Origin of the sequence: Streptomyces clavuligerus (assembly GCF_005519465.1) — a bacterium.
Classification (GTDB): domain Bacteria; phylum Actinomycetota; class Actinomycetes; order Streptomycetales; family Streptomycetaceae; genus Streptomyces; species Streptomyces clavuligerus.
The window spans coordinates 203,886-227,507 of record NZ_CP027859.1 but is presented as its reverse complement, the minus strand read 5'-3'; the positions used below and the strand labels follow the sequence as shown (position 1 = coordinate 227,507).

General features: G+C 70.5%; 27 protein-coding genes, 1 pseudogene and 1 CRISPR repeat array. Of the genes and pseudogenes, 17 read left to right on the top strand and 11 right to left on the bottom strand.

Annotated elements, in window-relative coordinates:
* The first annotated feature begins 291 nt into the window (after positions 1-291).
* From CRV15_RS37015 to CRV15_RS29215, 3 genes are all read left to right on the top strand, one after another.
* Positions 292-855 carry a hypothetical protein gene (locus CRV15_RS37015; RefSeq protein ID WP_009998986.1) on the top strand — a complete coding sequence of 188 codons (564 nt, stop codon included), beginning with the start codon at positions 292-294 and terminating at the stop codon, positions 853-855.
* A 500-nt stretch (positions 856-1,355) separates the two neighbouring features.
* Positions 1,356-1,568: a hypothetical protein gene (locus tag CRV15_RS37010; RefSeq protein ID WP_230864338.1), complete on the top strand. Its 213-nt coding sequence runs from the start codon at positions 1,356-1,358 to the stop codon at positions 1,566-1,568.
* 290 nt (positions 1,569-1,858) lie between these two features.
* Positions 1,859-2,455 (top strand): chitin-binding domain-containing protein, encoded by a 597-nt coding sequence (locus CRV15_RS29215; protein WP_009998983.1) that lies wholly within the window; start codon positions 1,859-1,861, stop codon positions 2,453-2,455.
* Between the two features lie 65 nt (positions 2,456-2,520).
* On the opposite strand, the gene CRV15_RS36100 is transcribed toward CRV15_RS29215, so the two are convergent.
* Both CRV15_RS36100 and CRV15_RS29200 read right to left on the bottom strand, forming a co-directional pair.
* Entirely contained in the window at positions 2,521-3,282 is a 762-nt protein-coding gene (locus CRV15_RS36100; RefSeq protein WP_003955515.1) for a hypothetical protein, read from the bottom strand.
* A 525-nt stretch (positions 3,283-3,807) separates the two neighbouring features.
* Positions 3,808-4,800, bottom strand: coding sequence for an IS630 family transposase (locus CRV15_RS29200; RefSeq protein ID WP_428844009.1), 993 nt, complete (start codon positions 4,798-4,800; stop codon positions 3,808-3,810).
* A gap of 123 nt (positions 4,801-4,923) precedes the next feature.
* On the opposite strand from CRV15_RS29200, the gene CRV15_RS29195 reads away from it, so the two are divergent.
* Entirely contained in the window at positions 4,924-5,565 is a 642-nt protein-coding gene (locus tag CRV15_RS29195) for a class I SAM-dependent DNA methyltransferase (protein WP_029183226.1), read from the top strand.
* Positions 5,566-6,000: 435 nt separating this feature from the next.
* Here CRV15_RS29195 and CRV15_RS29190 read toward each other — a convergent pair whose 3' ends face one another.
* Complete coding sequence (locus tag CRV15_RS29190; protein ID WP_003955510.1) at positions 6,001-7,056, bottom strand: alpha/beta fold hydrolase; 1,056 nt, start codon at positions 7,054-7,056, stop codon at positions 6,001-6,003.
* A 118-nt stretch (positions 7,057-7,174) separates the two neighbouring features.
* Between CRV15_RS29190 and CRV15_RS29185 the strand changes: the two genes are divergently transcribed.
* Positions 7,175-8,155, top strand: a complete 981-nt coding sequence (locus tag CRV15_RS29185; RefSeq protein ID WP_009998976.1) for a helix-turn-helix transcriptional regulator — start codon at positions 7,175-7,177, stop codon at positions 8,153-8,155.
* Between the two features lie 72 nt (positions 8,156-8,227).
* On the opposite strand, the gene CRV15_RS29180 is transcribed toward CRV15_RS29185, so the two are convergent.
* Complete coding sequence (locus CRV15_RS29180) at positions 8,228-8,839, bottom strand: YdeI/OmpD-associated family protein (protein WP_003955508.1); 612 nt, start codon at positions 8,837-8,839, stop codon at positions 8,228-8,230.
* A 450-nt stretch (positions 8,840-9,289) separates the two neighbouring features.
* A complete protein-coding gene (locus CRV15_RS29175; protein WP_009998975.1) occupies positions 9,290-9,583 on the bottom strand; it encodes a hypothetical protein in 294 nt (97 codons plus the stop codon).
* 21 nt (positions 9,584-9,604) lie between these two features.
* On the opposite strand from CRV15_RS29175, the gene CRV15_RS29170 reads away from it, so the two are divergent.
* Positions 9,605-9,913, top strand: a complete 309-nt coding sequence (locus CRV15_RS29170) for a hypothetical protein (RefSeq protein ID WP_137986987.1) — start codon at positions 9,605-9,607, stop codon at positions 9,911-9,913.
* Positions 9,914-10,115: 202 nt separating this feature from the next.
* Here the strand turns inward: CRV15_RS29170 and CRV15_RS29165 are convergent, their stop codons facing one another.
* The 6 genes from CRV15_RS29165 to CRV15_RS36355 all read right to left on the bottom strand — a co-directional run bounded on the left by CRV15_RS29165 (position 10,116) and on the right by CRV15_RS36355 (position 15,416).
* The gene (locus tag CRV15_RS29165; protein WP_003955485.1) at positions 10,116-10,409 is read right to left on the bottom strand and encodes a hypothetical protein; all 294 of its coding nucleotides are present in this window, start codon (positions 10,407-10,409) and stop codon (positions 10,116-10,118) included.
* Positions 10,410-11,796: 1,387 nt separating this feature from the next.
* Positions 11,797-12,030, bottom strand: coding sequence for a hypothetical protein (locus CRV15_RS29155; protein WP_003955503.1), 234 nt, complete (start codon positions 12,028-12,030; stop codon positions 11,797-11,799).
* A 140-nt stretch (positions 12,031-12,170) separates the two neighbouring features.
* Positions 12,171-12,968 (bottom strand): helix-turn-helix domain-containing protein, encoded by a 798-nt coding sequence (locus CRV15_RS29150; RefSeq protein ID WP_137986986.1) that lies wholly within the window; start codon positions 12,966-12,968, stop codon positions 12,171-12,173.
* Between the two features lie 58 nt (positions 12,969-13,026).
* On the bottom strand, positions 13,027-13,293 hold the full coding sequence (locus CRV15_RS36360; protein WP_157849246.1) for a hypothetical protein: 267 nt from the start codon (positions 13,291-13,293) through the stop codon (positions 13,027-13,029).
* 208 nt (positions 13,294-13,501) lie between these two features.
* Positions 13,502-13,758: direct repeats of the CRISPR family, unit length 28 nt; unit sequence ATCCGCCCCGCCCGCGCGGGGGTCGCTC.
* Positions 13,759-14,269: 511 nt separating this feature from the next.
* Positions 14,270-14,524 carry a hypothetical protein gene (locus CRV15_RS29140; protein ID WP_230864339.1) on the bottom strand — a complete coding sequence of 85 codons (255 nt, stop codon included), beginning with the start codon at positions 14,522-14,524 and terminating at the stop codon, positions 14,270-14,272.
* A 670-nt stretch (positions 14,525-15,194) separates the two neighbouring features.
* Positions 15,195-15,416 (bottom strand): hypothetical protein, encoded by a 222-nt coding sequence (locus CRV15_RS36355; RefSeq protein ID WP_158692575.1) that lies wholly within the window; start codon positions 15,414-15,416, stop codon positions 15,195-15,197.
* A 647-nt stretch (positions 15,417-16,063) separates the two neighbouring features.
* Here CRV15_RS36355 and CRV15_RS29115 point away from each other — a divergent pair.
* The 11 genes and pseudogenes from CRV15_RS29115 to CRV15_RS29070 all read left to right on the top strand — a co-directional run bounded on the left by CRV15_RS29115 (position 16,064) and on the right by CRV15_RS29070 (position 22,381).
* Positions 16,064-16,651: a hypothetical protein gene (locus CRV15_RS29115; RefSeq protein ID WP_009998966.1), complete on the top strand. Its 588-nt coding sequence runs from the start codon at positions 16,064-16,066 to the stop codon at positions 16,649-16,651.
* 112 nt (positions 16,652-16,763) lie between these two features.
* A complete protein-coding gene (locus CRV15_RS29110; protein ID WP_003962971.1) occupies positions 16,764-17,501 on the top strand; it encodes a DUF6879 family protein in 738 nt (245 codons plus the stop codon).
* Entirely contained in the window at positions 17,498-18,340 is an 843-nt protein-coding gene (locus CRV15_RS29105) for a helix-turn-helix domain-containing protein (RefSeq protein ID WP_003955493.1), read from the top strand. Before CRV15_RS29110 ends, CRV15_RS29105 begins: the two co-directional genes overlap by 4 nt.
* Positions 18,341-18,457: 117 nt before the next feature.
* Entirely contained in the window at positions 18,458-18,736 is a 279-nt protein-coding gene (locus tag CRV15_RS29100; protein WP_003955492.1) for a DUF7848 domain-containing protein, read from the top strand.
* Positions 18,724-18,999 carry a hypothetical protein gene (locus CRV15_RS29095; protein WP_003955491.1) on the top strand — a complete coding sequence of 92 codons (276 nt, stop codon included), beginning with the start codon at positions 18,724-18,726 and terminating at the stop codon, positions 18,997-18,999. Before CRV15_RS29100 ends, CRV15_RS29095 begins: the two co-directional genes overlap by 13 nt.
* Positions 19,000-19,258: 259 nt before the next feature.
* A complete protein-coding gene (locus CRV15_RS29090) occupies positions 19,259-19,684 on the top strand; it encodes an NUDIX domain-containing protein (RefSeq protein ID WP_009998964.1) in 426 nt (141 codons plus the stop codon).
* Positions 19,681-20,391: pseudogene (locus CRV15_RS37780) on the top strand (endonuclease/exonuclease/phosphatase family protein); the annotation flags it as partial. The gene CRV15_RS29090 and the pseudogene CRV15_RS37780, both read left to right, overlap by 4 nt.
* 133 nt (positions 20,392-20,524) lie before the next feature.
* Positions 20,525-20,707, top strand: a complete 183-nt coding sequence (locus tag CRV15_RS37005) for a hypothetical protein (protein WP_029183224.1) — start codon at positions 20,525-20,527, stop codon at positions 20,705-20,707.
* An 18-nt stretch (positions 20,708-20,725) separates the two neighbouring features.
* Positions 20,726-20,923, top strand: a complete 198-nt coding sequence (locus CRV15_RS29080) for a hypothetical protein (RefSeq protein ID WP_003955488.1) — start codon at positions 20,726-20,728, stop codon at positions 20,921-20,923.
* A gap of 292 nt (positions 20,924-21,215) precedes the next feature.
* Positions 21,216-21,500, top strand: coding sequence for a hypothetical protein (locus CRV15_RS29075; RefSeq protein WP_230864340.1), 285 nt, complete (start codon positions 21,216-21,218; stop codon positions 21,498-21,500).
* A 587-nt stretch (positions 21,501-22,087) separates the two neighbouring features.
* The gene (locus CRV15_RS29070; protein ID WP_003955485.1) at positions 22,088-22,381 is read left to right on the top strand and encodes a hypothetical protein; all 294 of its coding nucleotides are present in this window, start codon (positions 22,088-22,090) and stop codon (positions 22,379-22,381) included.
* Positions 22,382-23,622 lie beyond the last annotated feature (1,241 nt).

Below are 23,622 nucleotides of genomic sequence, written 5' to 3'. Positions count from 1 at the left end.
GTGTATAGGTGTTTGTGGTGGTTATGCGGCGAGGGCGGCGGTGGGGGTTCGGGACTCGTAGAAGGTTCCGTCGCGGAGCATGGCGAACAGGACGCTGACGCGCTGGCGGGCGAGGCGGAGGAGTGCCTGTGTGGTGCTCCTGCTTCTGGTGCGGGCCGGGTGGAGTGGTTTCGTGGTGAGTGTGAGCCGTACGCGGCCTGGAAGGCCCGTACGCCCGTACTGCTGCAGGTCTGCCGGTCGTGTCCTGCGCGGGCGGCGTGCTGCGGGCTCGCGCTGCGGGACCTGGAGGGGATGGACCTGAACCGGGGTGAGGACGACATGGTCCGCGGCGGTCTGCTGGCCGGTGAGCTCCGTGAGCTCGGTACCGCTCAGGCGCGGGATATCGAGGAGGCGGTCGCCCGGGACGACGAGGCGGCCGGGGTGTTCCGGCGCCGCCGGACCCTGGGCGCCGGTCTGGACCGCGACACCCTCGGCACAGCCAGCGGGTCGGCGGGCCAGAACCAGCCCCAGTCAGGGGCCGGGGTCCACCGGCGGGCCGTCGGCGGGTTTGTCCCGGTCTTCAACCCGGGTCCGGCCGAGCGCCGTCCCGCCGAGCGCCGTACTCCCCTGCGGGTCGAGGACGGTGTCGTCGACGACGTCCAGGACGAGGAGGAGCGGGAGTGGCTCGAACCCCACGACGACCCCGCCCAGCAGCTCCACCGTCTCGTCCGACACCTGACCGCCGACGGTGACCAGCGCGCGTCGGCGGCCGGCCGGAAGGAGCGGCGGACGCTGGCGGAGATGGCCCCCGGTCATGTCCGCCAGCCCCTGCTCACCCTCACCTCCACCTCCGCCGGTCGTGGGGGTGCCCGATGACCGCGACCGTGCCCCGGTTGACCGACGAGCAGCGGAAGAAGCTGCCGGAGCGGGTCCGTGAGGTCAACAAGCGGTCCGCGAGCAGGCCGCGGTGAGTGTTCTGGCCCTGGTCAGGGCGCTGTGGTTCTGGGTGTGCCCGCTGTGCGGGTGTCACAACGACGACGCTGCTGAGGCGTGTGTCTACTGCCTGCCCGACGACACGTGAGTTTCGGGCGCTCGGGGCCGGGAGGCCAGCCCGGACGGTCACCACCAGGCGGTGGCGGCCACCCGGACCGGGATCACCGGCGCGCCGCCGTACGGCGCGGGCGCTGCCGGCGGTTATGGAGGGTTGGGCGGGGCGGTCAACCTGTGCCGGGGCTCCGGTGAGGAGGCCCGCGACGGAATCGACGCCGCCCCCCGGCACGGGCGGCACCGACGGTAGCCCCGGCCAGAAACCTCGGGGCGGTGACCACAGCACCGGCGGCGCCGCGGGGACCGGCACCCCGGTCAGCGTCATCAGCGTGACCCTCCCCGGGAACATCGAGTACCGGCTCCCGCGCAGGCTGCGCCAGGGCGGCGGGACCGGAGGAAGCGGTGGCAGGGGCGGCGAAGGGGCGGTCGTCGAACGCTCCGGCGACGAGTACCCCAAGACCGACGCCCTCCCGGGAAGCAGCAGCGCCCCCGGCGGCAGCGGGCAGGACGGCAGCGGCGGCCACGTCGTCATCGCCTGGTAGGAAGGCGCCTGGCTCCTCCCGGGGCGGCAGACGCCCTGGGTTCCGGGAAGCAGCGGACGGACACGGGAAGGGCGGTATCGGCCAATGGCCTGCTCCGACAGGCCCCCCAGGGGGCAGCCCCCGCCTGCCCGGTGGCGGACGTGTCTTTTCCCCCTGCGGGCCGGCGGCCTCCCGGCCGGCCGGGACCCATCACCCGGGTGCTGCCTGCAACAGGCACCGGAGGGCGCCCGGGAGTAAGTCTGGGAGCGGAAGGTGCCCGTGGTGCAGGCCGGATGATGAGGAGCGCGCTGATGACAGGGATCTGCCGTATCCGCCGTCGGGGCGGTGTCCTCTTCGCCGCAGCGGCGATCGTCCTCGCCGCAGCGGGCCCGGCCCCGGCCACATCCGCCGGTGGCCGGTCCGCCGGATATCCGTGCGGCGGCTGGACCCGCACGGCCGACGGGAGCACCCCCGCGAACTTCGAGACCTGTGCCGGGGGCACCACCGTCGTCTCGCCCTGCCCCGCCGGCCTCCTCTACCGGGTCGATGCCGATCTCTGCGACTACCCGGCCAACGTCCGCCAGGCACCGACGGGCCTGGCCGCGGGGACCGCCCGGCTGCGGCTGCTGCCCCTGCCGCCGGGGGTCAGCGGCCTGACCGCGACCCTGACCCTCACCGGCGGCCGCCCGGTCCCGGACGCCACCATCGCCTTCACCACCGTCACCGGCCAACCACTGTGCTCCGCGGTCACCGACGGCACCGGCCACGCCTCCTGCGACACCGACGGCCTCGTCCAGAGCATCGGCGAACTCCTTGCGGGCTACCAGGCCGTGTTCACCCCCGCCGAGGCCAACGGGATCACTAACCTCGCCCCCGCCCAGGCAGCCGGAACTGTCACCCTCCTCTGACACCGCACCACCCGGGCACCGGGTCCACACCGAGGCACGTACTCGGTGGCCGGCACCGACCTCGTCTACTGGCACCGCAAGCGCGAGCAGTGGCGCATGGGCGGTCCAGTCGGGGCCGAGCACGGGCCGTGGGCCCGTTCGGCGAGGACACGGTGGAGTCCGGGGACGTCACCCGGCGGGACGTACACGGCGACGGTAGCCGCCAGGCCCGGCCGGTACAGCTCGGCTCCCCGGTGGATGGGCCGGGCGCGCAGTCCGGGGACACCGGCCACGGCCAGGGCCTCGCCGACGGGGAGCAGGGCGTCGAGGTCGTCGGGTTCGGGGAGCAGCAGGTCCAGGACGTCGATCCAGGAGTGCTCGGCGAGGTGGAGGGTGAGGCGGTCGGGGGCCGGGCGCAGGTGGGTGATGTCGTAGACGTCCTGGGCGAAGGGGTGGCCGGGGTGTTCCGGCGGGGACGGACCCTGGGCGCCGGTCTCGATCGCGACACCCTCGGCACGGCCGGGGGGTCGACGGGCCAGTCCTGGTCCGGGGACCGGCGGCCGACCGCTGCGGGGCTGCATGGGTTTGTCCCGGTCTTCAACCCGGGTCCGGCCGAGCGCCGTCCCGCCGAGCGGCGTACTCCCCTGCGGGTCGAGGCCGGTGTCGTCGATGACGTCCAGGACGAGGAGGACGCCAGCGGCCGTGACGGCACCGGCTACAGCGACGAGTCGGAGTTCGAGGCCCGCTTCCACCGCCTGGTGCGGCACCTGGCCGCCGACGGTGACGAGCGTGCGGCGGCGGCCGGCCGGAAGGCCCGACGGACGCTGGCGGAGATGGCCCCCGGCCATGTCCGCCAGCCCCTCCTCACCCCCACCTCCGCCGGCCGTGAGGCTGTGCGGTGAACGCGACCGTGATCGGGTTGACCGACGAGCAGCGGAAGAAGTTGTCGGAGCGGGTGCGTGAGGTGAACAAGCGGTCTGTGAGCAGGCCGCGGTGAGTGTCCTGGCCCTGGTCAGGGCGCCCCGGTTCTGGGTGTGTCCGCTGTGCGGGTGCCACAACGACGACACCGCCGAAGCATGCGTCTACTGCCTGCCCGACGACATGTGAGTTTCGGGCGCTCGGGGCCGGGAGGTCAGCCCGGGCGGTCACCACCGCCAGGTGGTGGCGGCCGCCCGGACCGGGACCACCAGCCCCCTCTTCTCCCCTTCTTCTTCCTGCTGCCGGTTGCTACCCCTCCGGGGGTGATGACGGCGAACACATCGGCAACGAACTCCGACAATTCACCCTGGAGCCGTTCCACCTCCCCGAGCCTCATACCAGCAGGATGCCGCTACCAGCCGAGATCACCCGACGTCACGAAGCACTACTATTGATCAGAAACTCAAGGGGTTCTCGTCCAAGACGTAGCGGACGTGGGGACCGGCGAGGTAGCCACGGACGATGTGTGGCTGACGCTGGCGCCTGTGGAAGAATCTGCGGGTTTCGGCGGCGAGTTCGGTCTGGTTCCGGGCCCGGTGGGTGTGGGGCAGGCTGCGTTTGAGGTCGGCGTTGACCAGCTCGTCCGGGTTCAGTTCGGGTGAGTACGAGGGCAGGAAGTGCAGCTCGATCTCGTCTTCGTGGGCGGTGAGCCAGTCCCGTACGGTCTTCGAGCGGTGGGCCGGGTGCCGGTCGACGATCAGGTGAACCTTGCGGTCGAAGTGGCCGACGAGCCGGGCAGGGAAGCGGCACATGACCTTCGCGTCGAAGGTCTCGGTGAAGACCATGAAGTGCATACGGCCCTTGGTGCTGATCGCGGACATCGCGTTCACGGAGAAGCGGTTCCCGGTGCGGCGGACGGCCGGAGTGGTGCCTTTGGCGCCCCAGGTGCGGCCGGTGACCTGGTCCGATCGGATCCCGACCTGGTCGGCGAACAGGATCTCGCCGTTCTCGGCCTTCGCCCGGGTCCGGATCGTCGGCCAGGTCTCCTCGTGCCAGGTCCGGACCGCTTCCGGATCCTGCTCGACGGCCCGTTTGTCCGGACGCTGGAAGGTCAGTCCCCAGCGCTTGAGGTACTTGCCCACCCCGGGCTCGGTGAAGCGGACCCCGTACAGCTTGAAGACCAGCCGGCCTATCTGCCCCCGCGTCCACAGCTGACCGGAAAGCCCCAGGCTGGAGGGCGTGTGATCGAGGACGGCCTGCCGGACCGCGGCCTGTTCGGCCTCCGACAGGACCTGATGCTCACCCACACGGCGGCCTCGCGGGCGCGACAGCAATGCGTCCCGTCCACCGGCCTGCCACCTCGCCCACCAGTTGTCCACCGCCCTGACCGATACCTTGAACAGAGCGGCAACCTCCATCCGGTCCCGCCCCTCCACCAGCGCCGACACCGCCAGCAACCGCACAGCCTCCTGCGCATCCGGCGACCAGGCCCGCGCGTCCCCCACCAGATCACTCACACCCCATCAACGAGCCTGAACTCAAAGCATTTCGGATCAATAGGGTCCTCGTTTGTGACTGACCTTTCCTCGTATCACCGTGCGACAGCTGATGCCTACGATGCCGTCGCTATTCGCTATGCCGAATTGCCGCGCAATGACCTCCACACTTTTCCGCTGGATCGCGCGGTGCTCGGCGCGTTCGCTGAGGATGTGCGGGCCGCCGGCTCCGGGCTCGTCGCCGAGTTGGGATGCGGCCCTGGACCTGTTACTGCGCACCTGCGGGATCTGGGCCTGGACGTCTTCGGCGTCGACCTGTCGCCGGTGCTGATCGGTCTCGCCCGCGAGACATACCCGGACCTGCGGTTCGAGGTCGGTTCCATGGACGCCCTAGACCTGGCCGATGGCCAGTTGCAAGGCATCGTGTCCTGGTACTCGGTCATTCACGCCTCGCCGCAGGACGTGCCGCCGTACTTCGTCGAGTTCCGTCGGGTACTCGCGCCCGGGGGAACTCTCCTGCTCGCCTTCTTCGAGTCGGAAGGCGAGCCGGCCACGGCGTTCGACCACAAAGTGGCGACGGCCTACCGGTGGCCGATCGACGGCCTCGCGGGGCTGGCCGGTGAGGCCGGCTTCACCGAGATCGGCCGGATGCTGCGTGAGCCATGCGACGGTGAGCGCTTTCGCCGGGGGCATCTGCTGATGCGCGCAGGGAAGTGACTCAGGTTGTCGCGTGCCGCCATCGACGGCACGCGACAACCTGGACCGCCTCAGCCGCGTTGGTTCAGAGCCCTGGTCAGGTCCCGGTTGGCCTCCCTCGCGGCATCGAGATCGGATCGGGCCTCCTCCAACGCGGAGGTCAGTTCGACGCTGCGCTGCTCCAGCCTGCTGATCTTCCGTTGGAGCTCGTCAATGTCCGCTGGAGCACCTCACCCGCGCCGCCTACAGCACCTGGCCACGATCCGGCGCCGCCCCCTGACCCCGGCGGCCCGGCCCCGCCCACACCGCCCTGACGGCCGCGGTCCAAGCCGCGCTGCCCGCCCCGACCCCGGGCGAGACCGCAACCGCGTACGCCACCCGCTACCGCAAGCGCCCCTCCACCTCCTGACCCACCCACACCAACACAACGGACAACCCCCGCGCGGGCAGGGCGGATCACGAGAATCGCCGCGATGGTGCCGGCCTGCAGGGACGACCCCCGCGCGGGCGGGGCAGACGGGGCGGCGGTCCTTGTAGGTGACGCCCTTGCCGGACGACCCCCGCGCGGGCGGGGCGGATCCGTTCCAGCCATTCCGAAATCACCTGGTTGGTTTCTTCTGGCATTTCCTCCTGGATCCAGTGACCGCAGTCCAGGCCGACCACTTCCACGTTGGGCACGAACTCTGCCAGTCTTTCGAATCTCGGGATCGCGAAGTCCTGGTCGCCGTAGATCATGAGGGCGGGCTGCTTGATGATCGGGTCCGCGTCCGCCAGCTGGTGCCAGTTGCGGTCGAGGTTCCTGTACCAGTTGATGCCGCCCGTGAATCCAGACGTCTCGAACGCGGAGACGTAGACGGCCAGGTCGCTGTCGCTCATGATGGGCTCACCGAGTGGTGTTTCCGCCTCGGCGAGGTTGATAAATGCCATGCCCGGCTCAGGGGGTGCGGGGGGCACGTTCTTCCGGTAAAGGTTGCGGAGGAACTGAGAGGTGTTGGCATCAAATGCGGCGTCCGCGACGCCCGGCTGCCGGTTGAAGTGGACGAAGTAGAAGTCGCCGCCGAGGAAGGTTTCCATGACCTCGATCCACGGCGTTTCTCCGCGCTCCTGGTAAGGCAGGCTCAGGTTGATCAGCTTGTTCACCCGGTCGGGGTGCAACAGGGTCAGTCCCCAGACGACGAACGCACCCCAGTCATGGCCGGCGAAGGTGGCGTCCTCGTAGCCATAGTGGTCCAGGAGCGCGACGAGGTCACCCGTCAGGTGTTCGATGTCGTAGTCCGTCACCTCGGTCGGGCGGGATGAGTTGCCATAACCCCGCTGATTCGGTGCGATGACGTGGTAGCCAGCCGCTGCGAGGACGGGCATCTGGTGACGCCAGGAGAAGGCGTGCTCCGGCCAGCCGTGGCAGAGCACGATGGGCTTGCCCTTGTTCTCCCGGCCTGCCTCGAAGACTTCGAGCTCCACACCGTTGACCTGGATGAGGGTGGGCTCAGGAAATTCTGCTTGATTGAACACTGCATTTCCTCTCTCTGGGGGCGTTCGCTGGCGGTCGACCTCCTCGATGAGGCCATGTCGCCAGCTTGCTCCCCAAACCGGTCACCTCATGACCAGTTTTTATGAGAGTTTTGTCGGTATGCGATCCGATCGGCTGGTGGCCATACTCCTCTTGCTCCAACGGCGCGAGCAGGTGACAGCCGCGGAGGTCTCCCGAGAGCTGGACGTCTCCGAGCGCACCGCCCGCCGTGACCTCGACGCCCTGGCCATGGCCGGGGTGCCCGTGTACTCCGTGCAGGGCCGAGGTGGCGGCTGGCGCCTGGTGGGCGGTGCTCGTACCGACCTGTCCGGGTTGACCGCCAGTGAGGCACGCGCCCTGTTCCTGGCTGTCGGTCCGGCCTCGGATGCGACGCCGGCGATGAAGGCAGCTCTGCGCAAGCTCGTCCATGCTCTACCGAAGCCCTTCCAGGTGCAGGCCGAGGCAGCGGCGGCGTCGCTGGTCGTAGACCCGCAGCGATGGGGGGCGAGCCGGATCGAGCACCGGCCGCCTCGCTTCCTCGACGAACTCCAGGACGCGGTGATCAGCGGTGTCCAGGTGTTGCTCGGCTACGTCGACAGCAAAGGCGTCGAAACCCGGAGAACCGTCCACCCGCTGGGCATCGTCGCCAAAGGTCCTGTGTGGTACCTCGTCTCCAACACCGAGACCGGCCGACGGGTCTTCCGGATCGACCGCGTGTCGTCCGCCGACCCGACCGGCGACCCTGTGCACCGCCCCGGGGACTTCGACCTTGCCGAGAGCTGGAATGAGACCGCCAAAGAGGTCGATCGCAAACGAACTCCGCTGGAGGTCCAGGCGGTATGCACACCCGACGGAATAGGCATACTCCGGATGGCGCTCGGCGACCGGCTCGACGTGGGAGGTTCCACGACCGATGGCCGCATCGAGGTCGTGATCCGCGGCCCCAATGAGTCCATCCTCGCCGGCGAGCTCTCCGGGCTGGTCGAATGGGTCGAGGTGACCGGCCCTCCGAGGGTCCGAGACCGCCTGGCCTCGATCGGCAACGCCCTCGTCGAACGATACGGCCGACCGCGCACCAGCGGAGACCTTCACCCGTCTTGAAGCGGACGAGGCAGGGCTTCGAGAAAAGTTCCGCTCAATAGGCTGGGTTTGTCCGTTCCGGCAGGAGCCCGGTCACAACGCCGGCGGGTCCTCTGGCCTGGCTCTCTGCGGGTGGACCGTCTCGTGCCGGACCAGCATCGCCACGCACTCGGCGATCTTCCGGGTTCGCGTCTCGGCCCGCTTGACGGCATTGACCCGGCTGATGAGGGCGAAGCGGTTGGTCTTGGTGAGTACCTCGAACATCGCCTGCGCCGCTGGGTCGGCGGCGATCGCGACGCACAGGTCGGCCGGCACCTCCGCTTCCGATGACGGCGCATAGGCGGCCGTCCACCGCCCGTCGGCCTTCGCGGCGTCGACCGCGGCGCGGCCGACGGGCTGCATCAGGCCAGCCGCCTCCAACCGGGCCACATTGGCGACGTTGCGCTGGGACCAGACGCTACGGGGCCGGCGCGGGGTGAACCGCCGCCAAGAGCTCTCCTCGTCGCGCTTGCGGGCCTGCCCGTCGATCCAGCCGAAGCACAGTGCCTCGTCGACCGTCTGCTGCCAGGTCAGCGTGGTAACGGTGCCGCCCTTCCTGGTCAGGGCGAGCCACACGCCAGGAGAGGCGGTGTGGTTGTCCAGCAGCCACGCGCGCAGCGCCGCGCCGTCGGCAACGATCAACTCATCCAGCTCGGTTCCGGTCACCACCGCAGGTTAGTGCCGCAACCAGGTGTCGCGACCTGCCGGGGTGACTCGTTGAGCCCGCGGCGTCGATGTCGGCCTGGCTCGCCCTCGCCGACGCCACCGTGAAGAACGGCTGCCCTCTCCGGTCAGCTCAACGACCTCGGCGTCCCCACAGCCGCCACCTGGACCGGAGCGATCCGCCACAGTGGGTCCTGGAGATGCCCGCCCCGTCGTCGACGCCCTCGGCTACCACGACGTCATCGCGACCCGCCTCGCATCCGAGGTCGGAGAAGACTGGAGTCGCTACGCCGACGACCACGTACGGTCACCAGCAGGCTGGCCCCAGGCGGAACTGGCGACAGTTGAATAGGCGAGCCCACCAGTACCAAGGCCGTACACGAACGGGTACTTCCGCAGTCCCGGCCCGCCAGGCGAGTACCGGAGCAGGCCTGCGGAAGGGCCGCTGCCGGTTCAGTGAAACCCCGCCTGGCCGGGGATGCCCGCGCGGTGGTCTTCGAGTGCGGCGTGGAGGATGCGGGTGGCGGTGGTTCCGTAGAGGGCGACGGCTGCGTTGTGTCCTGCGTGGCGGGCGTAGGCGAGAACGAGTGCCGGGTCGGCCTCGGCATCGGCGCGTACGGCCGCCCGGTCCCAGGCGTCTTCGGGCGCGGTGTCGACGGTGGGGTACTCGACGAGGGTGTGGCCAGTGTTCTGGTTTTCGCGGGCGGTGAGGGCTGCCCGGACGGCCTCGAACTCCGCGTTCGGCACCGCCGCCTCACGCTCGGCTTGTTGGGGGTTGGGTCCGTGCTGTTCGAGGTGCTGCTGCGCCTGGCGGTCGTGGCGGAGGAGTGCTGCGGCGATGACCCGGTGCGGACGATCCGGACGCCGCCAACGACGGTCACCGGCTCCGACATGGTCACCGACCCGCTGGACCCAGAGCGGAGCCCCGCGCGGGCGAGGGCAGACAGGGCGAAGGTCCAGACCGACATGACGACCCCGGGGACGACCCCCGCACGGGCGGGGCGGACCGTCGGTCCGGGCGGCCGGACGACGCATGGGTGGAACGACCCCCGCGCGGGCGGGGCGGATACTTCGTGACCTGGGGCGTTGTCACGTGATCATGCTGTTTTCCTTTACCTGCATTCCGGGCTGGTGCTCCGTTGGTTCGCGGCGGGGGGCTGGGTGTTCAACGATATCGGGCGGTGCGGTCGTCGTGGGGTTGTCCGGGTCGACTCCGGTGTCCGGAAGGCGACTTGCCCCGGCTCGGGCTGCGGTGGAGTCGGCCGGGTCCGCTGCCGGTTCAGTGGAACCCCGCCTGGCCGGGGATGCCCGCGCGGTGGTCTTCGAGGGCGGCGTGGAGGATGCGAGCGGCTCGGGTTCCGTAGAGAGCGACCGCCTGGTCGTGGCCCGCGTGGCGGGCGTAGGCGAGGACGAGGCCAGGGTCGGTCTCGGCGTCGGCGCGCACGGCCGCCCGGTCCCAGGCGTCCTCGGGCGCGGTGTCGACGGTGGGGTATTCGACGAGGTCGAGGTCAGTGTTCTGGTTTTCGCGGGCGGTGAGGGCTGCCCGTGCGGCCTGGAACTCGGGGTTCGGCACGGTCGCCTCACGCTCGGCCTGTCCGGGGTTGGGTCCGTGCTGTTCGAGGTGCTGCTGTGTCTGGCGGTCGTGGCGGAGGAGTGCTGGCGGTGACCCGGTGGGCCTGGTCGGGGCGCCGCCGTCCTGCGGTCAGCCGTGCTGATGTGGTCACCGGCACGCTGGAGCCAGAGCTGCACCCCGCGCGGGCGGAGCGGATTGGCTGGTGGAGTCCCCGTCGACGACGTGGACCGAGCTACCGCCGCGCCCCACCCAAAAAGGACGACCCCCGCGCGGGCGGGGCGGATCTCCGGGGGCGGAGGGAGATGGAGCGGATCCGGGGACGACCCCCGCGCGGGCGGGGCGGATCTGGAGCAGGCCGCCCGTACCGACGTCGGCGTCGGACGACCCCCGCGCGGGCGGGGCGGATACTTCGTGACCTGGGGTGTTGTCACGTGATCATGCTGTTTTCATTTACCTGCATCCGGCTGGGGCTCCGTCGGTCCGGTGCTCTGTTGGCCCGGGGCTGGGGTGGGGTTCAACGGTATCGGGCGGTGTGGTTGTTGTGGGGTGTCTGGTCGCCTTCCGGTGTCTGGAAGGCGACTTGCCCCGGCTCGGGGTGTGATGGAGTCGGCTGGGTCCGCTGTTGGTCCAGTGGGGCGGTGTCTGGGTGGGGATGCCTGCGTGGTGGTCTTCGAGGATGGCGTCGAGGACATGGTTTGTGGTGGTTCCGTAGAGGGCGACCGCTTGGTCGTGGCCTGCGTGGCGGGCGTAGGCGCGGACGAGTGCCGGGTCGGCCTCGGCATCGGCGCGTACGGTCGCCCGGTCCCACAGGTCCTCGGGCGCTCCTCGGCCATGGGGTTTTCGACGAGGGTGGGTCCGGCAGTCTGGTTCCCGCGGGCGGTGAATGCTGCTCGGGCGGCCTGGAACTCCGTGTTCGGCACGGCCGCCTCGCGCTCGGCCTGCTGGGGATCAGGTCCGTGCTGTTCGAGGTGCTGCTGTGTCTGGCGGTCGTGGCGGAGGAGGGCCGCGGCGATAACCCGGTGCGGACGATCCGGACGCCGCCGTCCGCGGTCGGCGGCTCCGACATGGTCACCGACCTGGACCCAGAGCTGCGCCCCGCGCGGGCGCGGGCAGACAGGACGAAGGTCCAGACCGACATGACGACCTCGGGGACGACCCCCGCGTGGGCGGGGCGGATACTTCGTGACCTGGGGTGTTGTCAGGTGATCATGCTGTTTTCATTTACCTGCATCCGGGGCTGGTGCTCCGTCGGTCCGCGGCGGGGGCTGGGTGTTCAACGGTATCGGGCGGTGCGGTCGTCGTGGGGCTGTCTGGGTCGGTTCCGGTGTGCGGAAGGCGACTTGCCCTGGTACGGAGTGTGGTGGAGTCGGCCGGGTCCACTGTCGGTTCAGCGGGGCGGTGCCCGGCCGGGGAAGCCTGCCCGGTGGTCTTCGAGGACGGCGTGGAGGATGCGGGTGGCGGTGGTTCCGTAGAGAGCGACCGCCTGGTCGTGGCCCGCATGGCGGGCGTAGGCGAGGACGAGTGCCGGGTCGGTCTCGGCGTCGGTGCGTACGGTCGTCCGGTCCCACAGGTCCTTGGGCGCGGTGTCGACGGTCGGGTGCTCGACGGGGGTGGGTGTCAACGGCCATTTGTGTTCCCCGGTGGCGGCCAGTTGTTCCGTGCACTGTGTGAGGTCCCGGGAGATGCTTGACAGTTCAGTCTCGGGACTTACTTGACGGTGTCTCGCATGATCCTTGACGGTTGCAGGTGATGGTTGACGGGTCAGCGCGCGTCTGCCCGGTAGCGGGTTACGGGGTTGCCCTTGAGTGGGTGGCTGGAGATCTCGACCTCGCCGTCGAGGACACGGAAGCAGGTCTCTTCGATCACCACGGTGACGGTCTTGCCGGCGTGTGCGATGCCGGGACGGAGTTTCTGCCGCGCGACGACGAAGGTGCCGTCGGCTCCGACGCGCCGGATGGCCCGCCGTGGCTGGGACGGGGGCGCTGGCAGCGGTGTGGTGGCGACCCGGGCACCAGTGAGTCTGGCACGTCGCTGGTGAGGGATGGGGGCAGGCAGCGTCTTGACCAGGAGTCCGGCGTGGATGACGTACATCATGCTGCCGTCGAAGCGCAGGGTGACGCGCTTGCCGATCAATTCGGAGCCGAGGGCAACGGAGGTCTGCCCGAGCGAGACCATGCCGTCCTTGGACGCCTTGCGCTCGACCTCGACCACCGTTGCGGGCGCCAGGGGTTTGTCCGCGCTGACGCCGCCCCGGGGCTCGGGCCCGCCGGGCCGACCGCCCCGCATGATCAGCCACTGAAGGTCGGCGTCGGTGAAGGCCATCGAGCGGGTCCGGATGAGCTGTCCGTCGAGCAGGACGTGGACGGTGCGGTGGCTGACCCAAACCGTGACGGTCCGGCCGACCAGGGTCGTGCTGAACTTCAGGCTCTGTCCCTGCGGCAGTGTCACATGCCGACCGGGACTGATCACCCCCTCGAACTCCACCGCCTGGATCAGGGTGCTCTCCTCGGACGATCCGGGTGGAGGCAGCACCTCAAGGGCCACAGGCCCGACCCCCAACAAGCCGAGCGTGAGGCGACGGTGCCGAACGCGGAGTTCCAGGCCGCCCGAGCAGCATTCACCGCCCGCGAAAAGCCAGACTGCCGGACTCGATCTCGTCGAGCACCCGACTGTCGAGGAAGCGCCCGAGGACCTGTGGGACCGGGCGGCCGTACGCGCCGACGCCAGCCTCGACCCCGCCCTCGTCCGCAGCTGCGCGCAGCTCGCCGGCCACGACCAAGCCGTCGCCCTCTGCGGAACCACCACCACCCGCACCCTTGACGCCGTCCTCGGAGACCACCGGGCAGGCATCCCCGGCCAGGCGGGGTTCCACTGAACCGGTCATCGTCCGAAGACCCCAGACACCCCACCTCACCTCACCTCACACCGGGGACATGGCACGCTCCGTGTACCGGAGCCGACCACACACCCACAACGACTGCACCACCCGATACCGTTGAACACCCACCCCAGCACCGGACCAACGGAGCCCCAGCCGAATGCAGGTAAACGAAAACAGCATGATCACGTGACAACACCCCAGGTCACGAAGTATCCGCCCCGCCCGCGCGGGGGTCGCTCACGGCGGGGGCGCAGGCTTCGGCTTCTGCCCGGATCCGCCCCGCCCGCGCGGGGGTCGCTCCCGAGTGACCACCAGCCCGACCGTGCCCTACGCATCCGCCCCGCCCGCGCGGGGGTCGCTCCCACTCCTGGAGAGCGGTGACCGAGTCGGGGTCATCCGCCCCGCCCGCGCGGGGGTCGCTCCTCGATCACCAGCAGCACCTCCGCCCCGCCCGCGCGGGGGTAGCTGGGCAGCGGCGATCCGGCTCTCGTCCGGAGCCATGCGCGAGTCGCCAGACATTCGGTGGACGCCAGGCCGGTCTGCGGACCATCTGGATCCGCCCCGCCCCGCCCGCGCGGGGTTTTCGGTATGAGCAGTCACTGCTCCGGCTGTCATCTGGCGTTACGGGGCGTCGGGGGCCCGAGGGGGCTCTGCCGTTCACAGCGCGAGCGGCAGCAGGAGAAGAAGGGGGCTGGTGATCCCGGTCCGGGCGGCCATCACCGCCAGACGGTGGTGACTGCCCGGGTTGACCTCCCGGCCCCGAACGCCCGAAACTCACATGCCGTCGGGCAGGCAGTAGACACACGCCTCAGCAGCATCGTCGTCGTGACACCCGCACAACGGGCACACCCAATACCAGAACGCCCTGACCAGGGCCAGGACACTCACCGCGGCCTGCCCACGGACCGCTTGTTCACCTCACGGACCTTCGCCGACAGCTTCTTCCGCTGCTCGTCGGTCACCCCGATCGCCATCGCGGTCACCGCACAGCCTCACGGCCGGTGGAGGTGAGGGTGAGCAGGGGCTGGCAGACGTAGCCGGGAGCCATCCCCGCCACCGTCCGCCGCGCCTTCCCGCCGTCCGCCGCCGCGCGCCGGTCACCGTCGGCGAGCAGATGCCGCACCAGGCGGTGAAGCTGCTGGACGGGTTCGTCATGAGGTTCGAGCCACTCCCGCTCCTCCTCGTCCCGGACATCATCGACGACACCAGCCTCGACACCCCACAACGACCGCACCACCCGATACCGTTGAACACCCACCCCAGCCCAGCCCCGGGCCAACAGATCACCGGACCAACGGAGCCCCAGCCGAATGCAGGTAAACGAAAACAGCAAGATCACGTGACAACACCCCAGGTCACGAAGTACCCGCCCCGCCCGCGCGGGGATCGTCCCCGGTAGTGGCAGAGTTCCGCGCCACCTTCGACACCCGCCCCGCCCGCGCGGGGATCGTCCGAGGGCGGGAGGGTCGCGGTGCCGCGCGCGCCGATCCGCCCCGCCCGCACGGGGGTCGCTCTGAGGTCGACGTCCTCCGGGAGCTGGGCGCCGTATCCGCCCCGCCCGCGCGGGGGTCGTTCGCCAAGCCTCGTCACCCGCGCCGCCGCGTGGCTATCCGCCCTGCCCGTGCGGGGGTCGTCCCCGGGGTCGCCATGTCGGTCTGGACCTTCGCCCTGTCTGCCCGCGCCCGCGCGGGGCTCCGCTCTGGGTCCAGCGGGTCGGTGACCACATCAAAGCCACCGACCGCGGACGGCGGTGTCCGGATCATCCGCACCGGGAGTCAATGCCGCGGCACTCCTCCGCCACGGCCGCCAGGCGCAGCACCTCAAGGGCCACGGACCCGACCCCGGACAGGCCGAGCGTGAGGCGACGGTGCCGAACCCCGAGTTCCAGGCCGCCCGAGCAACATTCACCGCCCGCGAAAAGCCAGACTGCCGGACTCGATCTTGTCGAGCACCCGACTGTCGAGGAAGCGCCCGAGGACCTGTGGGACCGGGCGGCCGTACGCGCCGACGCCCACGCCGATCCGGCACTCGTCCGCAGCTGCGCGCAGCTCGCCGGGCACGACCAGGCCGTCGCCCTCTGCGGAACCACCGCCACCCGCATCCTCCACGCCGCCCTCGAAGACCACCGGGCAGACATCCCCCACCAGGCGGGGTTCCACTGAACCGGCAGCGGACCCGGCCGACTCCACCACACCCCGATCGAGTCGAGCCGGGGCAAGCCGCCTTCCGGACACCAGAACCGACCCAGACAACCCCACGACACCACACCGCCCGATACCGTTGAACACCCAGCCCCCGCCGCGGACCAACGGAGCCCCAGCCCCAGATGCAGGTAAATGAAAACAGCATGATCACGTGACAACACCCCAGGTCACGAAGTATCCGCCCCGCCCGCGCGGGGATCGTTCCCGAGAGGGGGCGGAGATGAGGGGCCCTTCTTTATCCGCCCCGCCCGCGCGGGGGTCGTTCCTCCGCGCAGCCGCCCAGCGCCTGCGCACCCTCATCCGCCCCGCCCGCGCGGGGGTCGTTCGGCGTCCCACTTCCCCGCCTTCGGCGCGAGGACATCCGCCCCGCCCGTGCGGGGGTGGTTCTCGCGATGACACTGTGGGTCGAGTGCATACACCTCCCTGGCTACGGTCGGCGGTCACACCGGCGCCAGGGGAGACCATGACCACCACGGCCGTCATCGTCGTCGCGGTCAGCCGTCAGGGCACCAACCCACGGAACAGTGCCGGCAGCCGCTCCGTCTTCTGGCCGGCGGCCGGAGGGGTGGTTGTGTGTTGTCGATATCTCCGGGCACGAGCCCGGTGCGCCGACGGTCGGGCTGCTGTGCGCGCGGACCGCCGTGCGATACGGCGCCCTGTACGGCGCCCGCGCGGGTCTGACGGCCGCCGGGCGCCAGGTCGCAGACCCGGGGCAGCCGACCGGGGCCGCCGTCCTGGCCGTGCTGGAGGAGGGGGAGGACACGGTACTCGCCTGGGTCGGCGATGCCGCTAGATACTCGTGGGACGGGGCCGTCCATGCCCTGCACGCCCGGACCACGCCGCAGAACACGGCGTCGTACCTCACGCGGAACGGGGACGTCGACCGGACGCCCCTGGACACCAACTGGCTGACCGCAGACCTCTCGACGGCAGTGGCTGCGACCGTGGCCGTCGCAGCCGTCCCGGCCGGGCAGACGCTGCCGGTGTCGGACGGCGTCGTCGACCAGGCGCCGCACGGGGTGCTGGAGGCGCTGGTGCGGGAGCACGCGGCGGGTGAACCGCAGGCACTCGCGTCTGCGATCGTCGGGGCTGCAACCTCGACAGACGGATACCGCGATGACGCCACTGCGGTGATCATCGTGCTGGGCCACGGCTAGTTGCGCGCAACACCAAGAGCCGGTTGGAATTCCGCAACCTGCCGCAACTGCCAGATGCACCGCAGCTATCCACAGCATTCTGAAGTCCCGACTTCTCAACGGAGGACCTCGCATGGTGCTCAGACTTCTCGGCACAACCAGCGACGAAGGCGACTGCCCCACCCTGTACGAGATCCCGGAGACGGACGAGATCCTCGTCCAAGGAGACCGTGAGACCAACCCCAGCCACCTCGCGCAGCTACGTGACGTCAAAGAAACGGAGACGTTCGTCCGCGTGCCCCGCAGCCTGCTCACCCGCTACGCCCCACGGTCGGAGACTCCTGAACTCCGCCCGTTCAGCACGATCGCCCATCTGTTCCGGGAGTTCCGACACACCGCGTGGAGGCTGGAGACCCGCCGCGGCTACGCCTCCGACCGCAAGAGCCCCAAGTGGCAGCGCTGGCAAGCAGGGGACGACATCGCCGAAGGATCGAGCCAGTGGCTGGAGAACGTGAGGCAGCAGACCGGCGCGGGAAAGCGGTTCGAACGCGTCCGCCTGCTCGATGAGCCAGTCACCGAGGGGCAGCGGTTTCTACTCGCCAGTGCGCCCGGTAACGTCCGTGCCGGTGAGGACATCCGGTACATGACTCGGGCTCGGGCCACCGGCCTGCGCCTCCCGGACCACGACTTCTGGCTGTTCGACTCGAAGATCCTCGCGCGGTTCGCGTTCGACGAGGACGACACGACCCTTGGTGTGTACGTCACCGAGGAACCGACGGAGGTTGTCGCGGCCTGCCAGGCCCGGGACGCCGCCTGGCACTACGCCGCCCGTACCGCCGGCCCGGCGTGCCAGGTACGTTCCACGATGTGACCACAGATTTTCAGACCGCCCGGTTCGCCCTCGGCGTTCGACTCCGCGAGCTGCGCCTCGAAGCCGGGCTCACGGGCAGGAACTTGGCAGAGCGCCTCGGCTGGCAGCCGTCGAAGGTGAGCCGGCTGGAGAACGGCAAACAGACCCCGGCTGCCGCCGACCTCACTGCGTGGGCGGCGGCTGTGGGTCACGCCGAGGTCGCGGCGGAGCTGAAGGGCCGATTGGCTGGGCTGGACACGAAGTACAGGTCCTGGCGGCGCCAACTCGCGGGCGGACACCGTGTGCGGCAGGAAGCCGCGATCACCGAGACCCGCGCAACGCAGACGATCCGAGGAGCCGAGGTCACCCGGGTACCTGGCCTTTTCCAGACTGCGGAGTACGCCCGCTACGGCTTCGAAGCGTCCAGCGAGTTCCGGCAGATCCCCACGGACGTAGAGGCTGCGGTGCGGGCCCGAATCCGTCGCCAGGAGGCCCTGTACGAGCCCGGAAAGCGGTTCAGGTTCCTGCTCTGGGAAGGTGCGCTGTACGTGCGGACGTGCCCAGCAGGAGTCCATGCTGCCCAGATGGACCGTCTTGTCTCCCTGATCGGCCTGGACACAGTGGAATTGGGGATCGTCCCGTTCGACGCGCAACTACGGCGCACTCCGAGCCACGGGTTTTGGATCTACGACCAGCGCCTCGTGATCGTGGAGACGATCTCCACCGAGATGTGGCTGGACGACGAGGAATCAATCCGAACATATGGGCGAGCCTGGGATTGGATGGCCGAGTCGGCGGTATTCGGAAGACGGGCTCAGCGGGTGATCGACCGGGCCCGAAACTTCCTCGGGCCGGCGTGAGCAATCCGGCGCACTAATCTCACTGTCCGCGCAATTCCGCGCAATCCGCATGCGGATGCGCAATCTGCCTCCCTAAGGTCAATCACGTTCTGACCCTCGGAACCCTCGGAGGCCATCATGGCTGCGCCCCTCTCTGCGCGCCCGGAATCGCCGGACACCCTGCTCACCCCGGTGGACGGTGCGCCCACGACCCGGATAGTCGAGTGCACGGAGTGCGACGCGCGGTCGCCGTTCGGGCCGCCGCTGGCGGACTTCGCCCGCTGGGCCTTCGGCCACGCTGAGGCCACCGGTCACCACAACTTCCAGCGGGTCACCACCGAACTCCTGCACACGGGTACGGGCCCTGCCGACGCCGATCCGGCGGGGCCCGTGGAGAAGCCGTCGTGCCCCGGCTGACCGAGGCCACCGGGTACGGCCATGTGCTCAGCCTCTGCGGCGAGCTGCATCCGGAGCACGCGAAGACCTTCTGCACCGAGCAGAGCCCGGCGCACGACGGTGATCACGTCCACGAGTACACCGGCACCACCTGGCCCCGACGGCCCGAGCCGGGCGAGCAGGTCGAGGTCGGGCCCGAGTGCCGGATGGACGCCTGCAAATTCTGCCCCGTCGACGCCACCCCGCGCTGTGACTGCCGGTGCCACCGGCCCGAGCAGCGCTGAACCCCCGCCTCCCCCCGGGGCGGGTACCCGCCCGGCCCCACGCCACCTGTCCCCGGCCCGGGGCCGGGCCTGGCCGCACAGCCCCCGCCCCCCGCCCGGGCGGGAAACCGCCCGCCCTCTGCCGGAGACACCTCCCTGTCCGACCCGGCAGGGGGCGGGCTGGCCAACTCCGCCCGGGGTGCCGTACCAGGCGCTCCGGAACCGTGGCACCCCCGGCGGCCCCCCTTTCCCTCCACCACCGGATCGCAAGGGACCCCCTATGCGCGTCGAAATCGCCGTCCTCGCCACCGCCCCCGACGGCCGCACCCTCCTCGTCCGCCAGCCCGGTACCGCCGCTCAGTGGCGGATGCCCCGAGGCGAGGTCCACGACGGCGTCCTCCTGGGCGACGCCGCCGCCCGCGGCCTCGCCGCGGAGACCGGCATCCGGCTGACGGTCACGCACTGCCTCGCCCTCGACCAGGCCCACACCACCGACATGCTGACCATCGTCTGCGACTGCGGCACCGTCACCGACGACATCGCGGACACCGCGACCACGACCCCCGCCGACCTGCGCTGGGTCCCGGACGGATTCCTGGACGACTACGTCCACCCCGACGAGAAAGCCCGCATCCACGCGGCCACCCGGGCCCGCGAACAGTCCAACGGCATCCGCCTCAGCCTCGACCTCGGAGTGTCCTCATGACCGACGGGCGGCAGCTGCGCGCCGGCACCTGGAACATCCTCTGCGGCGGCCTCGGCCCCGACGGCTCGGAGAACCGGCTCCGCAAGCAGACCGAGGTCCTGGCCGCCCTCCGCCCCGACGTCCTCGCCCTTCAGGAGTGCAGCTACGGGGGCCACCAGGGCGAGTGTCGGCTGCTCGGCCTCGCGGACGCGCTCGGGATGACCCCGGTCGCCATGGAGCCCTCCCGCGTCGGTGACAGCCTGAACTTCACCGCCCTGCTGTACCGGCGGGAGAAGCCGCGGCTCGTCGACCGCCGCCGTCCCGCGGCACAGATCTTCCACCACGCCCTGATCCGCGCCCGCTTCCGCCCCGTGGACGCCGGGGACGATTCCCGTGACTTGCTCGTCCTCGCGACCCACCTGTCCCACGCGGGCGGCACGGCGCGGCTGGCAGAGGTCGGCAGCTGGCTCACGGACCACGCAGGCGACTTCCCCGGAGCCCCGCGCCGCTCCATCCTGATGGGCGATCTGAACTGCTCCGGTTTCCACGATCCGGACCCGGACTGGAGCAGCGAGCCTCCCACCCTCTACGCCCGCTGCCGGCTCGTGAACGAGGACGGCACCTTCGGCGCCATGGACCGCCGCGCGATCAGAATGCTCCTGGACTCCGGCTGGGAGGACCCCCAGGCCCGCCTCAGGGAGGAACGGGCGGCCACTGGTACCCCAACGAGAAAACCCCGCTGGGGCTCGACCACATCCTCACCACCAGGCACTTCACGCCGCTGGCGTACCGGACGATCGATACCCCCGCCACCCGCAAGGCGTCCGATCACCTGCCCGTCATCCTCGACGCGGTACTCCCATGAGCACCACCGGCAACCGGCGGGACCACGACCACCTCGGCCGGGCCCTGGCACTCCTCGCACTGCTCGGCCTCGCCGCCCCCGCGATCGTCCTCCGGGACCAGGCCGCGGCCGAACCCATCGAGATCGTGGCCCCCGACCACGGCTGGACCCAGACCGAAGACCACCCCGAAGGCACCTGACCCGAGAAAGGCCCGCACATGCCCGACACCGAAGACGATGACGAGGTCTTCCTCCGAAGGTTCATCGGCCTGGGCGCCGCGGCGACCGCCGCAGCCGACGAAACCCTGCCGGACGACGTCCGCCAGCTCGTCGCCGACCTCGGCCAGGGCATCGCGGACCGACTGCGCGCCGCCGAGGCCCAGCAGACCGAAGAAGACACGCCCGGGCCGGGCTGACCCAGTATGCCCAACCCACCCCAAGAGGCCACCCCCGGCCGGGCCCTCGCCCGCGGACCACCCCCACGCGGGCGGACGACGCCCACGCGGGGGTCGTTCTCAGGTTTCTCCCGAGTCCGGAGGGAAGCCGGGGGTCCGCCCCGCCCGCGCGCAGTCGTCCGATCCTCCAGGACCCGGACCACACCCACCGGGTCATCGCCGCAGCACTCCTCCGCCACGACCGCCAGATGCAGCAGTACCTCGAGCAGCACGGACCCGACCCCGAACAGGCCGTGAGGCGACCGTGCCGAACGTGGATTTCCAGGCCGCCCGAGCAGCATTCACCGCCCGCAGGAACCAGACTGCCGGACCGACCCTGGTCGAGTACCCCACCGTCGACACCGCGCCCGAGGACGTCTGGGACCGGGCGGCCGTACGCGCCGACGCCGAGGCCGACCCGGGCCTCGTCCTCGCCTACGCCCGCCATGCGGGCCACGACCAGGCGGTCGCTCTCTACGGAACCACCGCCACCCGCATCCTCCACGCCGTCCTCGAAGACCACCGCGCGGGCTTCCCCGGCCGGGCACCGCCCCGCTGAACCGGCAGCGGGCCCGGCCGACTCCACCGCAGCCCGAGCCGGGGCAAGTCGCCTTCCGGACACCGGAATCGACCCAGACAACCCCACGACGACCACACCGCCCGATACCGTTGAACCTCAGCCCAGCCCCGGACCAACGGAACACCAGCCGAATGCAGGTAAACGAAAACAGCAAGATCACCTGACAACACCCCAGGTCACGAAGTACCCGCCCCGCCCGCGCGGGGGTCGCTCACCTCAGCAGGCATGAGCACGAGGTGTTCATCAATCCGCCCCGCCCGCGCGGGGGTCGTTCGTGGCGCCCCCCGGCGACGGTAAAGACGCTGCGGTCTCTGCCCCGCCCGCGCGGGGATCGTTCGATCACCGTGGACGGAGCCCCGTTCCCGTGGCTGTCTGCCCCGCCCGCGCGGGGTGCAGCTCTGGCTCCAGCGTGCCGGTGACCACATCAGCACGGCTGACCGCAGGACGGCGGCGCCCCGACCAGGCCCACCGGGTCACCGCCAGCACTCCTCCGCCACGACCGCCAGACACAGCAGCACCTCGAACAGCACGGACCCAACCCCGGACAGGCCGAGCGTGAGGCGACCGTGCCGAACCCCGAGTTCCAGGCCGCACGGGCAGCCCTCACCGCCCGCGAAAACCAGAACACTGACCTCGACCTCGTCGAATACCCCACCGTCGACACCGCGCCCGAGGACGCCTGGGACCGGGCGGCCGTGCGCGCCGACGCCGAGACCGACCCTGGCCTCGTCCTCGCCTACGCCCGCCACGCGGGCCACGACCAGGCGGTCGCTCTCTACGGAACCCGAGCCGCTCGCATCCTCCACGCCGCCCTCGAAGACCACCGGGCAGGCATCCCCGGCCAGGCGGGGTTCCACTGAACCGGCAGCGGACCCGGCCGACTCCACCGCAGCCCGAGCCGGGGCAAGTCGCCTTCCGGACACCGGAATCGACCCAGACAACCCCACGACGACCACACCGCCCGATACCGTTGAACACCCAGCCCCCGCCCAGCCCAGCCCCGGGCCAACAGATCACCGGACCAACGGAGCCCCAGCCGAATGCAGGTAAACGAAAACAGCATGATCACGTGACAACGCCCCAGGTCACGAAGTATCCGCCCCGCCCGCGCGGGGATCGTCCTACATCGGGGACTGCTTCGGATCGGACGCGTAGATCCGCCCCGCCCGCGCGGGGATCGTCCGGGGTGAGCCACCACAGGAGGACGGATGCCCGAATCCGCCCCGCCCGCGCGGGGGTCACTCGGCAGCGGCGATCCGGCTCTCGTCCGGAGCCATGCACGAGTCGCCAGACATGATGCGGCCATCACTCTCTGCGGAACCACCGCCGAACGCATCACCCAGGTTGCTCTCGAGGACGACCTCGCGTCTTCCCCGGGCGGGGTTTCACTGAGCGGGAGTGGCTCGGTCCCGGGGTCTGTTCCGGCACCGGCCTGGCGGGCCGGGGCTGCGGAAGTAGCACGTTCGTGTACGGGAGTTGACGGAACGGACCGTACGACTGGGCGCCGGGGGTAGAGTACCGGTGCGCTTCGTGGCGCCTCCCCTCAACGATTCGCGTCCGGGCCCCCGCCCTCGGGGCCGGCCCGAACCCAAAAGAAGGTCACCAGCCGGGAACCACTGGTGACTGTTCTGAGGGGAGGCGCCCATGGGGCGTCGCGGAAAGCCCAAACCGACCTTGCGGCAGCGCATCGAAGACCTACTGGTCCGAGCAGCGCGGAAGCTGGGGAGGTGGCTCAAGGGCTGACCTGAGCCCCGTCATATGAGGCTCAGGCCGAAACCCTCGGCTATCTGCAGGGGCTCCCGTCTCGGTATCCGGCCTTGGCGGGGGCCCTCCTGGCTTTCACGGTACCCGACCGGCGCCCCCCGCGTCAGACCCGACAACTGCTCGGGACGTGCCGCCGGGACGACGGCAGCCCGACCCGGCATGGAAAACGGAATGAACTAGGGCATACGGGGCCAACGTCAGGTCCATCCGCCCCGCCCGCGCGGGGCTTCGCTCTGGCTCGAGCGTGTCGGTGACCACATCGGGACCGGTAACCGCCGGCGGCGGCGTCCGGATCGTCCGCACCGGGCTATCGCCGCAGCACTCCTCCGCCACGACC